This is a genomic window from Klebsiella pasteurii, from assembly GCF_018139045.1.
Classification (GTDB): domain Bacteria; phylum Pseudomonadota; class Gammaproteobacteria; order Enterobacterales; family Enterobacteriaceae; genus Klebsiella; species Klebsiella grimontii.
On sequence record NZ_CP073236.1, the window covers coordinates 5436045 to 5451528 of the forward strand.

Sequence of the window (15484 nt, forward strand, 5' to 3'; positions counted from 1 at the left end):
AGTGGATGACGCTCTCTGGCGCTAACGCTTTGATACACTAAATCATTGCTTAATAAAAAGAGGCAGTTATCTTTTTTCAAAGAAACTACCTGGCGGGTCAACATGATGAGGTAAAAAATGTACACACCTGATGCAATGAAGCTATCAGATAAAAAACATATTTTTGATTTTATTGACGCTTATAGCTTTGGATTAGTCGTTTCGCCTTCCCTCAATGCCAGTCATCTTCCTTTTATCCTCGATCGTAGCTCTTCATCGCAGGGAATTCTTCTTTCCCATATGGCGCGTGCGAATCCACTCTGGAAAGAATTTGACGGGCAGAGGGTGCTCGCCATATTTCAAGGGCCCCATAGTTATGTTTCCCCTACCTGGTATCAAACCGCTCCCGCGGTTCCCACGTGGAACTATACTTCCGTTCACTGCTATGGCAACGTAAGCCTTTTATCTGTCGATGAATTACGCATTGTGATGGAAGCGTTGGTCCATAAATTTGAACCGACGCTTCAGGCGCAGAAAGAAATTATGCCCAGGACGTTTATTGAAGGGAAATTGAAAGGTATTATTGGATTCAAAATTGAAATTGAGGAGTTTCAGGCCAAAGAAAAGCTTGGGCAGCATCGTTCTCAGGCCGATCAGCGAGGAACGCTGCAGGGGTTAATCAACAGCCAATCTTCAGAGTCGGTTGCGCTGGCTGACTATATGCTTAAGGTGAAGAAAGGCATTGGCGCTTGAAATTTAGCTCTCCGATCTAATATTTATGTCGGAGGGGAGCGCCTATAATGTATGTCATATATTAAATAGTACTATCCTGGCATGTCTGAAGACGTGCTGTACGCCTGAAGCAAAGGAAATGATATTGCGTCATCAATGAGCCCTAAAATAACATAAGCAACACCGTCAGTTTTAACAGTAGCAAAATAATCAAATAAAATAATCCTCAGAGATTGATAAAGATCGCTTTTAAATTTATAAACAATGGTGTTGAAGGAACGGTGCCCCTTTATCGGGGCGTTTTAACCAATTCCTTAACGGAGAGAAAATCGATAGCCCTGAGTGATGCCCTTTGCGGGGAAGATTTTGTTTTTACAGGCGACCGGATCAAGTGGGTTAAGGATGTATTAGGGTGAAAAGTATGTCTCTTCGTTCATTGCAGGCGCTATGCCTGACCAGCTTTTTTATTGCCGACGTTCGCGATGGGCTCGGGCCTTTTCTGGGGATTTTCCTGACGCAACATCACTGGCGACCGGATGACATCGGTCTGTTGATGACCGCGGGCGGCGTTGCCGGATTGCTGGCGACGCTTCCAGCTGGGTTCATCACCGATGCTTCGCGGAACAAGCGTCTTATGCTCGCGATACTGTGCATCATGATTACCGGGACGACGCTGCTGCTCTGGTTCAGCCAGGGCAGCAGCGTCGTCGCCATCTCGCAAATCGTCAGCGGCATATGTGCGGCATTTATTGGCCCGCTTATTACCGGGATCACTCTGGGGCTGACGGGGCAAGATGGCTTTAGTACCCAGATGGGTAAAAATGAGGCTTTCAACCATGCGGGTAATTTTACGACCGCATTGATTGCCGGCGGGATCGCCTGGCGCTGGGGTATTGGCGGTATTTTCATCCTGATGGCCTCGACCATGGTGCTCACGCTCTTTGCCCTGACGGCAATTCGTCGTGATGATATCGACAACGCTCGGGCGCGCGGGCTTGAAACGACGGACTCCCCCCAGATACCAGACTTCTCGGTGCTGACCAAAAACAGGGCGCTTTTAATTACTGGGTTGACGCTGCTGCTTTTTCATTTAGCGAATGCCGCGTTGCTGCCCATGCTCAGTATGCGGATCGCTGCGGCGCCAGGCGCGATCAATCCCGGCCTGTATGCCGCGGCGACGGTGATTATTTCCCAGTTGGTGATGATCCCGGTGGCCATCTGGACCGTAGGTCGAATCGATAAATATGGGTACTGGCGACTGATTATGCTGGCTCTGCTGATCATGCCAATCAGGGCTGCGCTGGCGGCAAGCACGGCGGCACCGTGGATGATGGTGCCGGTGCAAATACTGGACGGCTGCGCCGCAGGGGTACTGGGCGTAGTGGTGCCGAGCTTTATTGTGGCGCTGCTGCGCGGCAGCGGGCACGTCAATGCTGGCCAAAGCGTGGTAATGCTGATGCAGGGTGCCGGCGCGGCGATGAGTCCGGCATTGACGGGAATGATTGCCGGTTATTACTCCTTCGCGACGGCGTTCAGCGTGCTGAGCGTTATCGCTCTGGCGGCGCTGCTTATCTGGTGGCGCAGCGCGCCGACGCTCTCTGCGCCGGCTTTTATGGCGACGAAATAATCAACTAAAGTAAGGCTTAAAGAGGGCTTTAATCTTAATCGATATCAGCCGATTTTAAGCCTGTGATAAACCCCGCCGCCGGGAACGCCATTACTTCGTTGCACCCTCAAGAATAACCTTGTCATTCTCTTCACGGGTAATGCTCTGCTGATGAAGGCTGTCGGCGAGCATCACATCATTGACGGCGAAAAATTCCCAGGCCTGCGGCGTATTGGCGAAGGTTACCTCATCGAACTGGCTGTCGTGCAGGAAGGAAATACTGGTCGCTTTGGTGTTACGGAAGCTGACGTTGGAGAAACGTAGATTCTGATGATAGGCGTCGCGAGGGTAGGTAATACCAAACGACTCCGCCATTTCGGCTACCGTCATGCCATCAATCAGAATACTGTGCTTAGCCGAGGTACCATCGACGGTCACGTCCTGCACCTGAACGTCGCGGAACTGCGCGGGTTCGTCGGCAGGGGTTGTATCGTTCACGTCGGCGCTGTATTTGATAGTAAAAACAAACGGCTCTTTGGCGATATCTTTCATCGCGTTATGACGGAACAGCACATCCCGCACGCCGCCGCCGTAGTAGGGGCGGCTCTTCATACGCAGACCAACGTCGGTCATATACATGACGTTATCCTCGGCGCGAACGTTTTCGATCCACGCGCCGGTATGGCTACCCGTCACCACGGCGCCGTGGCCTTTACGGAAATAGTTATTAAAAATCCACGCCCCGCTTTGCGGCTGCTGATGAAAAGTTTCCGCGCCTTTACCAAACCCGGCGGCAAAATTAACGCAATCATCTCCAGTATCGAAGAAGTTATTGAAGACCAGCGCGTTTTTACTATTGCCGAACTCGACGCCGTCGGCGTTATTGCCGTCAAAGGTCTGATGCACAAGCCCGTTCAGGGTAATATTTTCTGATTCCAGCGCCATTACCCCGTGAAAAGCGGGGTTACGGATCGTCAGTCCGGCAAGGTAGAGATTTTGCACGCCGCGCAGGGTCATCAGGCTGGAGCGGCGGTTTTTATAGGCGCTATTGCTTTCAATCCCTTCCGCAATACCCGCTTCGGTCTGGTGCTTTGCCAGAATACCGTCCGCGCCGACTTTTTTGGCATTGCTGGCCCGGTACTGCGGCAGCGCGTTGCCCAATTCGTCGCTAATTGTCGCATCGCCGCCGTTTTTGACGCCGCGGGTCCAGCCGTTGCCGTCAATCGTGCCTTGACCAACGATGCGAATATTACGAAACGTTCCGGCCGGAGACTCGCCCTTGTCGTCCGCTTCCAGCACGTTAATTAATGACGGCGGGCGGCGGGGCTGCGGATGATCGCTATAGGGATAGAGGTAATAGCCTTTATCAAGCGGATAGTGGGCCGGATCGTCCGAACCCAGCAGGGTGGCGCCAGCGGCAATCTCCAGGGTCATATCGCTATGCAGGAAGAGCGCGCCGGTTTTGAATTCGCCGCCGGAAATCAGTACTTTGCAGCCCTGAGGATAGTGCGTGACGGTACAGCTATCGATGGCCTGCTGCAGCGCTTGGGTATTCAGCGTTGTGCCGTCACCCTTCGCGCCGAATGTGCTGGCTTCGATGATGTGCGGCGTTTTGCTGGTGCGCGCCTTAATCACTGCGCTATCCGGGGACTCTTTGCCATCGGCGTAGACTGCGCGGACCGTAAAGGCATACTCCGTATCCGGCTGCAGGTTGGTGGCCGTAAAGCTGCGCAGATCGATTTTCTGCTGCCAGCCGTCGCTGGCGATCCGCTGATAGAAGTTATCAATATAGGGCTTTGCTGGTGAGAAATGGTTTTGATTTTCACGCGCCATGCCCAGCCGCTCGCCTTGACGATAGACGGCGTAGTCCACTACCTGCTCGGTCTCGGACTCCGGTTTTTCCCAGACCAGCACCAGGCTGTTTTCATCGGCTGACAGTATCGGAACCATGACATTTTGTGGCGCGGAGGCGGGCGCCTCGTGCTGGTTATCGACGGTTCCGCCGCTGTCATTACAACCGCCTGCGAGCCCGGCTAGTGCGATTGCCAACCCCAGCATGCCGCGTGCAGGTCTGAAGCTATTGCGCATAGATTTTCCTTAATGTCATATTTTATGGAAAAATAAAATTTAAATTCATTTAAAATAAAACGACATTTTATATTTATATGGGAAAATAAACGCGAGTCAGTTCAATCTTTCAGCAGGCGAAAAAAATCTTAATCGGATAAGCAAAGGCGGACTTCACCGCCCGGCTTTCCTTTTACTGCGCAGAATCATCGATACGATAACCGCGCGAAGTCGGTACGATATGGGCAAACCCTGACCCGCCAAGATGCATACCGGCAATCAGCAGATTTTCGCTGGCGGCCTGGGCGAGAATCGCTTCCCGCGTCGCTCTGGCCTGTACGGGATCGCAATCAAAAGCGATAGCGGCGGCGGGTTGTGCGGCCTGAATATGCGGAAAGTGGACGATATCGCCCCAAATCAGCAGGCTTTGTCCGGCGGCGTCAATGCGAAACCCGCTATGGCCCGGCGTATGTCCGGGTAACCAGACCGGATGGATACCCGTGACGACTTCACGATCCTCCAGAAACCCGAGGCGCCGGGACCACGCGTCCAGGGTGCGGCGGGCGAGAGCGAAGTTTCGCTGACCCCGCGCATTGGTCCGGTTTAGCATGGCATCGTCCTGCCAGTATTCGGCTTCCAGAGGGTGCAGATAAAGACGGGCATTGGGATAGCGCGGCGCGCCGTTGGCATCCAGCAGGCCGCCAATATGATCCGGATGAGCATGGGTCAGCAGGACGGTATCAACGTCGTCTGGCGCACTCCCCGCCGCACGCAGACTGGTTTCCAGCACGCCGCCTCCCGTCCCCGCGTCGACCAGAATCGTTCTTCCCCGGCCGCGGATAAGATAGCCATTAATGTCGATATTGCCGGGTTCGATGACGCCCGCATCGCGCTGGATTTGTGCGGCATCATCGCTATCGATGCCGGACAGCAGCGCCAGGTCGGCGGCCATGCTGCCGTCGCTAAGGGCAGTCACCTGAAAATCGCCAATCTGGCGGGAGATAAAAGATGGATTGCGCATAAAAACCTCTTAGCATGCTGCAGGCTGTTCTTCAGCCGGGCTTTGTAGCTGACCGGCCATGGGTTCATAAAGCCAGGCTTTGTCCCGCCCCGCAAGCAGCATGGCTTCCCGGCGCGGCAGAACGTACGCCACGCGCTGCGGCGGGTTGTTATCCAGCCCGGCGGCCGGAAGTTTTGTCGGCTGATATCCCAGTTCCGACTCAACGAAGTCCAGCGGCTCCGGGCTCAGCAGTAGAACATCACCCTCAGCGACGGCAGGGAACACCCCGCTGTACCGATACAGGTTTCGCCGCCAGTCGCGAATATGCGCCTGCCAGCGTGCAAAGTTGCCGCCGCCTTTATGGCGATACTCTTCACTGGCGAGGGTGTCAGCATCCTGGATAGTATGAATGGCAAGATAGGCCGGGCAGCCGGAGGAGAGCGCCCGGAAGCGCTGCGAAGCGCGGAACCCGCTGACGGAAACCAGCGCCGGCAGCTTGTGCTGGCTGTAAAACCTGTTCCAGCCGGCTTCGCTTTCCGGGTCGGCGTAGCTGCACTCAACAATATATAACATGGGCTGACCTCTGCATGATGGCGTGTGATATTGACATTTGATCATGCTACGTTGGGTAATAAGCCCTATAAAACGATATTATTTCATCACTCAATGACATTTTGTCATTAATGAAAAATCCAGCAGAGGTGGCCATCGTGCGAAAAAAACTCCCCAGCAGCGCCTCTTTGCAGGCCTTTGAGGCCGCCGCCAGGCACGGTAACTTTGCCCGCGCGGCGGAAGAGCTGTCGCTTACCGAAGGGGCGATCAGTCGGCAAATCGCCCGTCTGGAATCGCTGTTGAACTGCAGGCTGTTTGAGCGGACGGGGAGCCGGGTACGGCTGAATCCTAACGGCGCGCGCTATGCGTACCATGTGCGCGAAACGCTGGAGCGCCTTGAACGGGACACTCAGTATCTGATGGGGGCCGCGGACGGCAGCAGAAGCCTGGAAATCGCCGCGCCGCCGACCTTCGCCAGCCGTTGGCTCATTCCCCGGCTGGGGGATTTTCAGCGCCAACATCCGGATATCACGCTGAATATCGCGGTCAGAACCGACCCGTTTATCCTCAGCGGCAGCGGTTTTGACGCGGCGGTTCATTTCGAGCATCCCGCATGGGCCGGAATGCGTATGCAGTTTCTGTTTGAAGAGAGGCTGGTACCGGTATGCCACGCCGGGCTACTCACGGGGGAAGATCTCATCAGCCAACTGAACGCGCTGCCGCGAATTCATCGACGGCAGAATCCCGACGCCTGGCAGCGCTATGCTGAAGAGTGCGGGATCGCGCTGGATAATCCGGCTCAGGGGGTGCGCTACGATCTGCATGAGATGGCGATAGCCGCCGCGCTGGCCGGGCAGGGCGTTGCGCTGGTGCCCCACGTATACGTCGAAAACGCGATCGAAAACGGGCTACTGGCTGCGCCCTGGCCGCAGGCTCGCAGTCTGAGCAAGCGCTTTTGCCTGGTGAAGCCGCTGGAAAACGGCGTCAACGAATCGGCGCTACGGGCGTTCGAACAGTGGCTGTTGACGCAATAAGGCCCGGGCGCGGGCCGTGGACGCGTTAAGCGCAGCCTCAGGCGTGGGATAAAAGCGGGAACATCAGCTTATTCTCTTTGAAGATATTTTCTTTTTGTCCGTAGATAAACAGAATATCTTCGCCTTCGATTTTCTCATACTCGCCGCTCCGATTCTCTTTGGGGGTAAAGCCGAGGATAGCCTGGTACGTATTGTCATCGGCGAGCTGGTTGATAATGGCCGACAGGGAGCGGCCGCTGTCGCAGAAAATATCGAAACAGATCAGCGCCGGACCGTTTTGCATAGCAATCGCGATCGCCTGGTTTTTCTCGGAATAATAGACGAAGTGCTTCATAAAGGCGGAGCAGTAGAACATCAATAAACCGAAGTTATCCTGTACCCGCAGCTGTGAAAACGGATTCGATTTTTGATAATAGCGCTGCAATAGCGCAACGTCTTCCGGCCGATCCATATCGAGCTTGCGGAAGTCGCCCGCTGTCGGTACTACCGGCATAATATACTGATGTTCATCGGTGCGCTCGAAGCCGAATTTCGGGTAAAAATCAACGGTTGTCGGGTTAGCAAACAGGAAGAAGGCGTCTGCTTTATCCTGCCAGTCCGCCAGAATCTCATTCACAAGCTGCCCGGCGAGGCCCCGATTGCGATGATCGATGTCGGTCATTACGGTGCCGATTTGGATATAGCGGCGGGGTTCGTCCTGCCAGATCAGGTCGATAATATTGGCAGAGGCGTTAGCAATCACTTTATTGTTGCTCACCAGGGCGTAGGGAATATAGGCGTCGGTCCAGTAGCCTTTGCGGTACCACTCTTTAAAGGAGAGATCGAAGGTTTTAATCGCCAGATCAATGAAGCTCTTTCTTAACGCGTCATCGTGCACAATTTGCTTAACTAATTTCCAGGTCATCGTCGACATTCCTTACGCTGCGGGTGAGGCACTGTTTTCGGCCATCTGTTCGGCGGTCCGATCTCTGTCGGGCGACCTAAAAATAGCATATCCCCGCGGATGGGCGACGATTGTCGCGCCTAAGCCTTACTCAGGTCACACAATCCAGGAAAATCGCGCGAAAAAAGGTAAGCTTTCGCACCCTTAAGAAACATTGCCGTGAGGCAAAAAAACGCCTTTAGCAAATGAAAGTTTGCCAGTCATCGAAAACGAAGATGAATATATTGCGTTCATGGTCATGACCCCTATCATTAATAGGTAGGGTAAATGTGATATCATCGCGCCTTTCCCGTTTCGTCCTGGGGCTCTTTTTTATGCAACAACCTGTTGTTCGCGTTGGAGAATGGCTGGTTACTCCCTCTGTTAACCAAATTAGCCGCAAGGGGCGTCAGCTAACTCTCGAACCGCGCTTAATCGATCTTTTGGTTTTCTTTGCCCGTCATCCTGGGGAAGTACTCAGCCGGGATGAGCTCATCGATAATGTCTGGACCCGCAACGTTGTCACCAGTCACGTCGTCACGCAAAGCGTCTCCGAGCTACGTAAGTCGCTGAAAGATGGCGACGACGGCAGCCTTGAATATATCGCTACCGTACCCAAGCGCGGCTATAAGCTGACGGTGCCGGCGATCTGGTGTACGGAAGAGGGGGAGGAGCTGACGCCGGTTATCCCCGCAGAAACGCCAACGGCCGGTTTTGCCGCGCCGTTGCCCTCCCCGCAGCCCGATACGCCCGCGCCGGTCGGAGCAGCGGTGGTGAAGCCGGAAAAACGCAAGCGGCTGAGTACGTTTATCGTCTGGGGGCTGTTTCTGCTGGCCCTCGCGAGCTGCGTGGCGCTGGTGGCGTTATCGACCCTCGAGTCGCGCCCGCCGGTCACGAAAACGCAGCTGCTGCTCAACCCGCGCGATGTTGATATTCACCTGCTCAGCGGCAGTACCTGCAACAACTGGTCATCGCAGCACTCCTATGCCATCGGTCTGGGAAGCCTGATTACCACCTCGCTGAACACCTTCTCCACCTTTATGGTGCACGATAAAACCAACTACAACATCAATGAGCCGAGCAGCTCCGGTAAAACCCTGACCATTGAGTTCGTCAACCAGCGGCACTATCGCGCGCAGCAGTGCTTTATGTCGGTGAAGGTGGTGGATAACGCCGACGGTTCGACCATGATGGATAAGCGCTACTTTGTCACCAGCGACAACCAGCTGTCGATTCAGAACGACCTGCTGAGCAGCCTGTCAGAGGCGCTGAAGCAGCCGTGGCCGGCGCGGATGCAGGAGATGTTAAAGCAGTATCAGCCGTCGCAAAGTATCGTGCTTACCCATTTCTATCAGGCGCATCAGCTATTAATGAACGGAGACGTTGATTCACTCGGAAAAGCCAGTAGCCTGCTTGCCGACGTGAATAAACAATCGCCGGACTTTACCTATGCCTGGGCGGAAAAGGCGCTGGTGGACGTATTACGCCATTCTCAGCAGCCGCTGGATGATAAACAGCTTGCCGATCTTTACAGCGAAATAACCCGGGTGGGTAATATGCCGGGGATTAAAGACATGGCAATATTTTATCAGATTAAAACGGTAGATATGCTGGGCAAAGGGAAAGTCGATGAAGCCTACAGCGCGATTAATACCGGTATTGACCTGGAAATGTCGTGGATGAACTATGTGCTGCTGGGTAAAGTCTACGAAATGAAAGGGCAGAGCCGGGAAGCTGCCGATGCCTATCTGACAGCATTTAATTTACGTCCGGGAGAGAATACATTTTACTGGATTGAAAACGCGGTATTCCAGACCTCCGTAACCCGCGTGGTTCCGTATCTCGATAACTTCCTCGCTTCAGAATAAGTAAACCCTCATCATGGCCATGGTTTTGGCCGTGGTGAGGTTAAATTTATGTTTCTCATGAGCGTCTCTGTTGTTATATTTTATATCCTTTCCCTGCCTGTTTGTAACACATTTTCAACACGAAGATGTGTTTATAAGTCCATGTAATTTATTGATATTTATCTTTTCCTGATCTCAACATGTCATCCTGATATGTTGCGCAAAAAAGGTCAAAATATCATTTGTCTGATGTTTGCAGTTATTTCACTTTATCTTTAGGACTTATCTCGTACTAATCCGTAATCTAATTGGCAGTTGGTCGGGTCAATAAAAGGTTCATCATCATGATCTGTACCTCCCAAATAAACTTAGGAGAAAAGCAAACATGAGTTCTGCCAAGAAGATCGGGCTATTTGCCTGTACCGGCGTGGTAGCCGGTAATATGATGGGGAGCGGTATTGCATTATTACCTGCGAACCTGGCGAGTATCGGTTCTATCGCCATTTGGGGTTGGGTGATATCTATTATTGGCGCGATGTCTCTGGCTTATGTATATGCCCGTCTGGCGACCAAAAACCCGCAGCAGGGTGGCCCTATTGCCTACGCCGGCGAAATATCCCCGGCGTTCGGTTTTCAGACCGGTGTGCTTTATTATCACGCTAACTGGATCGGTAATCTGGCAATCGGCATTACCGCCGTCTCTTATTTATCAACATTCTTCCCTATTTTAAATAACCCGGTACCGGCAGGTATTGCCTGTATTGCCATCGTGTGGATATTCACCTTCGTGAATATGCTCGGCGGCACCTGGGTAAGCCGCCTGACGACTATTGGTCTGGTGCTGGTGCTTATTCCGGTCGTAATGACCGCAGTGGTCGGCTGGCACTGGTTTGACGTTGCCACCTATCAGGCAAACTGGAACACCTCAGCCACGACGGATAGCCATGCGGTGGTGAAAAGTATCCTTCTCTGCCTGTGGGCCTTTGTCGGGGTAGAATCTGCCGCCGTCAGTACCGGGATGGTGAAAAACCCGAAACGTACCGTACCGCTGGCCACCATGCTGGGGACCGCGCTGGCAGGTATCGTGTATATCGCCGCGACCCAGGTCATCGCCGGTATGTACCCTGCGTCTGAGATGGCCGCGTCCGGCGCGCCGTTTGCTATCAGCGCATCGACTATCCTTGGCGGCTGGGCTGCGCCGATGGTTTCCGCCTTCACCGCCTTTGCCTGCCTGACTTCTCTCGGTTCGTGGATGATGCTGGTCGGCCAGGCCGGCGTGCGCGCCGCTAACGACGGCAACTTCCCGAAAATCTACGGTGAACTGGATAAAAACGGCAACCCGAAAAAAGGCCTGCTGCTGGCCGCAGTGAAAATGACCGTCCTGATGGTGCTGATCACCCTGATGAACTCCACCGGCGGGAAAGCCTCCGACCTGTTCGGCGAGCTGACCGGTATCGCGGTTCTGCTGACCATGCTGCCTTACTTCTACTCCTGCGTTGACCTGATTCGCTTCGAAGGCATTAACGTGCGCAACTTCGTCAGCCTGATTTGCTCCATCCTCGGCTGCGGGTTCTGCTTTATCGCCCTGATGGGGGCAAGCTCCTTCGAACTGGCCGGCACCTTTATCGTCAGCCTGATCATCCTGATGTTCTACGGCCGCAAAATGCACCAGCGTCAGAGTAACGACGGCTCCGCTGATAGCAGCACCGCCAGCGCGCATTAATCCGTAACCCTATTCCTGAGGCTCCTTCCATCACCTGTCACGACGTGGCGGGAGGGGCTTTCTTTATCTGGAGATTTGACTATGAACGTTATCGCAATCATGAATCACATGGGTGTTTACTTCAAAGAAGAGCCCATCCGTGAGCTGCATCGCGCCCTCGAACGCCTGGACTTCCGTATTGTCTACCCGAACGACCGTGACGACTTATTAAAACTGATCGAAAACAATGCGCGTCTGTGCGGCGTGATCTTCGACTGGGATAAATACAATCTCGAACTGTGCGAAGACATCAGCAAAATGAACGAATATATGCCGCTGTACGCCTTTGCGAATACTTACTCAACCCTGGATGTGAGCCTCAACGATCTGCGCATGCAGGTTCGCTTCTTCGAATATGCGCTGGGTGCGGCGGAAGATATTGCTAACAAAATCAAACAGAATACCGATGAGTATATCGACACCATTCTGCCGCCGCTGACCAAAGCGCTGTTTAAATACGTGCGTGAAGGCAAATATACCTTCTGTACCCCAGGCCATATGGGCGGTACCGCGTTCCAGAAAAGCCCGGTCGGCAGCATCTTCTACGATTTCTTTGGTTCCAATACCATGAAATCCGATATCTCGATTTCGGTTTCTGAACTCGGTTCCCTGCTGGATCACAGCGGCCCGCACAAAGAAGCGGAAGAGTACATCGCCCGCGTCTTCAACGCGGAACGCAGCTATATGGTGACCAACGGCACCTCCACCGCCAACAAAATCGTCGGCATGTATTCCGCCCCGGCCGGTAGCACCGTGCTGATTGACCGTAACTGCCATAAATCGCTGACCCATCTGATGATGATGAGCGACATTACGCCAATCTACTTCCGTCCGACCCGTAATGCCTACGGCATCCTCGGCGGTATCCCGCAGAGCGAATTCCAGCACGCGACGATCGCCAAACGCGTAAAAGAGACGCCGAACGCGACCTGGCCGGTGCACGCGGTGATCACCAACTCCACCTATGATGGTCTGCTGTACAACACGGACTACATCAAGAAAACCCTGGATGTTAAATCCATCCACTTTGACTCCGCGTGGGTGCCTTACACCAACTTCTCGCCGATTTATGAAGGCAAATGCGGGATGAGCGGCGGCCGCGTCGAAGGGAAAGTGATTTACGAAACGCAGTCCACGCACAAACTGCTGGCGGCGTTTTCTCAGGCATCGATGATTCATGTGAAAGGCGACGTAAACGAAGAAACCTTTAACGAAGCCTACATGATGCACACCACCACTTCTCCGCACTACGGCGTAGTAGCCTCGACGGAAACCGCGGCGGCGATGATGAAAGGCAACGCCGGTAAGCGCCTGATTGACGGCTCTATCGAACGTTCAATTAAGTTCCGTAAAGAGATTAAACGCCTGAAAGGCGAATCCGACGGCTGGTTCTTCGACGTCTGGCAGCCGGAACATATCGATGGCGCGGAATGCTGGCCGCTGCGCTCCGACAGCGCGTGGCACGGCTTCAAAAACATCGATAACGAACACATGTATCTCGACCCGATTAAAGTCACGCTGCTGACCCCGGGGATGAAGAAAGACGGCACCATGGATGATTTCGGTATTCCGGCAAGCATCGTGGCGAAATATCTCGATGAGCACGGCATCGTGGTCGAAAAAACCGGTCCGTACAACCTGCTGTTCTTGTTCAGCATCGGTATCGACAAAACCAAAGCGCTGAGCCTGCTGCGCGCGCTGACCGATTTCAAACGCGCGTTCGACCTGAACCTGCGGGTGAAAAACATGCTGCCGTCGCTGTACCGTGAAGATCCTGAATTCTACGAAAACATGCGCGTTCAGGAACTGGCGCAGAATATTCACAAACTGATTGAGCACCACAACCTGCCGGACCTGATGTTCCGCGCGTTTGAAGTGCTGCCAACCATGATGATCACGCCGTACGCCGCGTTCCAGAAAGAGCTGCACGGTCAGACCGAAGAGGTGTATCTCGAAGAGATGGTGGGCCGCGTCAACGCCAACATGATCCTGCCGTATCCTCCGGGAGTGCCGCTGGTGATGCCGGGTGAAATGATCACCGAAGAGAGCCGTCCGGTGCTGGAATTCCTGCAGATGTTGTGCGAAATCGGCGCCCACTATCCGGGCTTCGAAACCGATATCCACGGCGCCTATCGTCAGGCGGATGGTCGTTACACCGTTAAAGTGCTGAGAGAAGAAAACAACAAATAATCGATGCACAACAGGGAAGTGGCTTGCCACTTCCCTTTTTCACGCTGCAAGGAGAACACATGAAAACACCCTCACAGCCGCGCGCGATTTATTACATCGTTGCGATCCAAATCTGGGAATATTTCAGCTTTTACGGCATGCGTGCCTTACTCATCCTCTATCTCACCCATCAACTCGGCTTTGATGACAGCCACGCCATCAGCCTGTTCAGCGCCTACGCCTCCCTGGTGTACGTCACTCCTATTCTCGGCGGCTGGCTTGCCGACCGCCTGCTCGGCAACCGCACGGCGGTGATTGCCGGCGCGCTATTAATGACGCTTGGCCACGTAGTGCTGGGCGTCGAATCCGATTCCACCTGGAGCCTGTACCTCGCGCTGGCGATCATTATCTGCGGCTACGGCCTGTTCAAATCCAACATCAGCTGCCTGCTGGGCGAACTCTACGCCGTTGACGACCCTCGCCGCGACGGCGGTTTTTCGCTGCTGTACGCCGCCGGGAACGTCGGCTCCATCGCCGCGCCTATCGCCTGCGGGCTGGCGGCGCAGTGGTACGGCTGGCATATCGGCTTTGCGCTGGCGGGAATCGGTATGTTTGTCGGCCTGATGATTTTCCTCAGCGGCAGTCGCTACTTCCGCCACGCGCGCGGCGTCGATAAACAGGCGCTGCAGGCGGTGAAATTTGTGCTGCCGACCTGGGGCTGGCTGGTGGTGATGCTCTGCGTTGCGCCGGTGTTTTTCACGCTGCTGCTGGAGAATAACTGGTCCGGCTACCTGCTGGCGATCGTCTGCGTTTTCGCTGCCCAGATGGTGGCGCGCATTATGGTCAAATCGCCGGAGCATCGCCGCGCGCTGTGGCAAATCGTTCTGCTGATGCTGACCGGGACTCTGTTCTGGGTTCTGGCGCAGCAGGGCGGGAGTTCAATCAGTCTGTTCATTGACCACTTTGTTAATCGTCGCCTGGTGAATATTGAGGTGCCGACTGCGCTGTTCCAGTCGGTTAACGCCGTGGCGGTGATGGCGGCGGGCGTCGTGCTGGCGTGGCTGATGCGGCCGGAAGGCGCGACCCGCTCGGCGCTGCGCGTGTGGCTGAAGTTCGCCTTTGGCCTGGTGCTGATGGGCTGCGGCTTTATGCTGCTGGCGCTTAACGCGCGCCATGGCGCGGCACAGGGGCAGGCATCGATGGGCATGATGGTGGCTGGCCTGGCGCTAATGGGTTTCGCCGAGCTGTTTATCGACCCGGTGGCGATGGCGCAGATTACCCGCCTCAATATGCCCGGCGTCACCGGGGTACTGACCGGGATTTATATGCTGGCCACCGGTGCGGTAGCCAACTGGCTGGCGGGCGTGGTGGCGCAGCAGACCACCGAGTCGCAAATCAGCGATACGGCGATTGCCGCGTATCAGCACTTCTTTGCCCAGATGGGCGAATGGACGCTGGGCTGCGTGGCGGTGATTGTCGTCGTCGCCTTCGCCGCCGCGTTCAGCGTCGGTAGGCGTCGCGCTGCCGCCGGTGAGCTTCCCGGCGGCGGCGTCTAGCCCCGTCTGGCGACAGGTGCGGGTTACCGGGATATCTCCCCGGTCGCGCTGCGCTTACCGGGGCGACAAAATCGTGCTGCCTGGTAGCCCGGCTAAGGCGTTTACGCCGCGAGCCGGGGATCGGCAGCCCAACAGCGGAGCGACAAGCCGCTCCTTGCACCCTTTACGGAACAGGAGGAGGATATTTTGGCGGGCGCGGAAGCCGAAGACAAAAAATCGTTAGTGAAACGATGGTTGAGTGAATTCAGCCGGAAGTGA

General features: G+C 54.7%; 11 protein-coding genes. 7 read left to right on the forward strand and 4 right to left on the reverse strand.

Annotated features, from left to right (window positions below; all coding sequences use genetic code 11):
• Positions 1 to 117: 117 nt before the first annotated feature.
• Both KCG39_RS25420 and KCG39_RS25425 read left to right on the forward strand, forming a co-directional pair.
• A complete protein-coding gene (locus KCG39_RS25420; RefSeq protein ID WP_142467844.1) occupies positions 118 to 732 on the forward strand; it encodes an FMN-binding negative transcriptional regulator in 615 nt (204 codons plus the stop codon).
• A gap of 400 nt (positions 733 to 1132) precedes the next feature.
• Positions 1133 to 2338: an MFS transporter gene (locus KCG39_RS25425; RefSeq protein ID WP_139529606.1), complete on the forward strand. Its 1206-nt coding sequence runs from the start codon at positions 1133 to 1135 to the stop codon at positions 2336 to 2338.
• Between the two features lie 90 nt (positions 2339 to 2428).
• On the opposite strand, the gene KCG39_RS25430 is transcribed toward KCG39_RS25425, so the two are convergent.
• From KCG39_RS25430 to KCG39_RS25440, 3 genes are all read right to left on the reverse strand, one after another.
• Positions 2429 to 4405: a glycosyl hydrolase family 28 protein gene (locus tag KCG39_RS25430; protein WP_142467843.1), complete on the reverse strand. Its 1977-nt coding sequence runs from the start codon at positions 4403 to 4405 to the stop codon at positions 2429 to 2431.
• A 172-nt stretch (positions 4406 to 4577) separates the two neighbouring features.
• Complete coding sequence (locus tag KCG39_RS25435; RefSeq protein WP_004130094.1) at positions 4578 to 5405, reverse strand: MBL fold metallo-hydrolase; 828 nt, start codon at positions 5403 to 5405, stop codon at positions 4578 to 4580.
• Between the two features lie 9 nt (positions 5406 to 5414).
• Complete coding sequence (locus KCG39_RS25440) at positions 5415 to 5957, reverse strand: hypothetical protein (RefSeq protein ID WP_004130097.1); 543 nt, start codon at positions 5955 to 5957, stop codon at positions 5415 to 5417.
• Between the two features lie 137 nt (positions 5958 to 6094).
• Between KCG39_RS25440 and KCG39_RS25445 the strand changes: the two genes are divergently transcribed.
• Positions 6095 to 6970, forward strand: a complete 876-nt coding sequence (locus tag KCG39_RS25445; protein ID WP_142446237.1) for a LysR substrate-binding domain-containing protein — start codon at positions 6095 to 6097, stop codon at positions 6968 to 6970.
• Between the two features lie 37 nt (positions 6971 to 7007).
• Here KCG39_RS25445 and KCG39_RS25450 read toward each other — a convergent pair whose 3' ends face one another.
• Entirely contained in the window at positions 7008 to 7874 is an 867-nt protein-coding gene (locus KCG39_RS25450; protein WP_004130103.1) for a GNAT family N-acetyltransferase, read from the reverse strand.
• 353 nt (positions 7875 to 8227) lie between these two features.
• On the opposite strand from KCG39_RS25450, the gene cadC reads away from it, so the two are divergent.
• The 4 genes from cadC (at position 8228) to dtpD (ending at position 15226) form a co-directional block, all read left to right on the forward strand.
• Complete coding sequence (gene cadC, locus KCG39_RS25455) at positions 8228 to 9760, forward strand: lysine decarboxylation/transport transcriptional activator CadC (protein WP_142444856.1); 1533 nt, start codon at positions 8228 to 8230, stop codon at positions 9758 to 9760.
• Between the two features lie 364 nt (positions 9761 to 10124).
• On the forward strand, positions 10125 to 11462 hold the full coding sequence (gene cadB, locus KCG39_RS25460; protein WP_004130108.1) for a cadaverine/lysine antiporter: 1338 nt from the start codon (positions 10125 to 10127) through the stop codon (positions 11460 to 11462).
• A gap of 81 nt (positions 11463 to 11543) precedes the next feature.
• A complete protein-coding gene (cadA, locus tag KCG39_RS25465) occupies positions 11544 to 13691 on the forward strand; it encodes a lysine decarboxylase CadA (RefSeq protein WP_004130111.1) in 2148 nt (715 codons plus the stop codon).
• A 59-nt stretch (positions 13692 to 13750) separates the two neighbouring features.
• The gene (dtpD, locus tag KCG39_RS25470) at positions 13751 to 15226 is read left to right on the forward strand and encodes a dipeptide permease DtpD (RefSeq protein WP_004130114.1); all 1476 of its coding nucleotides are present in this window, start codon (positions 13751 to 13753) and stop codon (positions 15224 to 15226) included.
• The last annotated feature ends 258 nt before the right edge of the window (positions 15227 to 15484 follow it).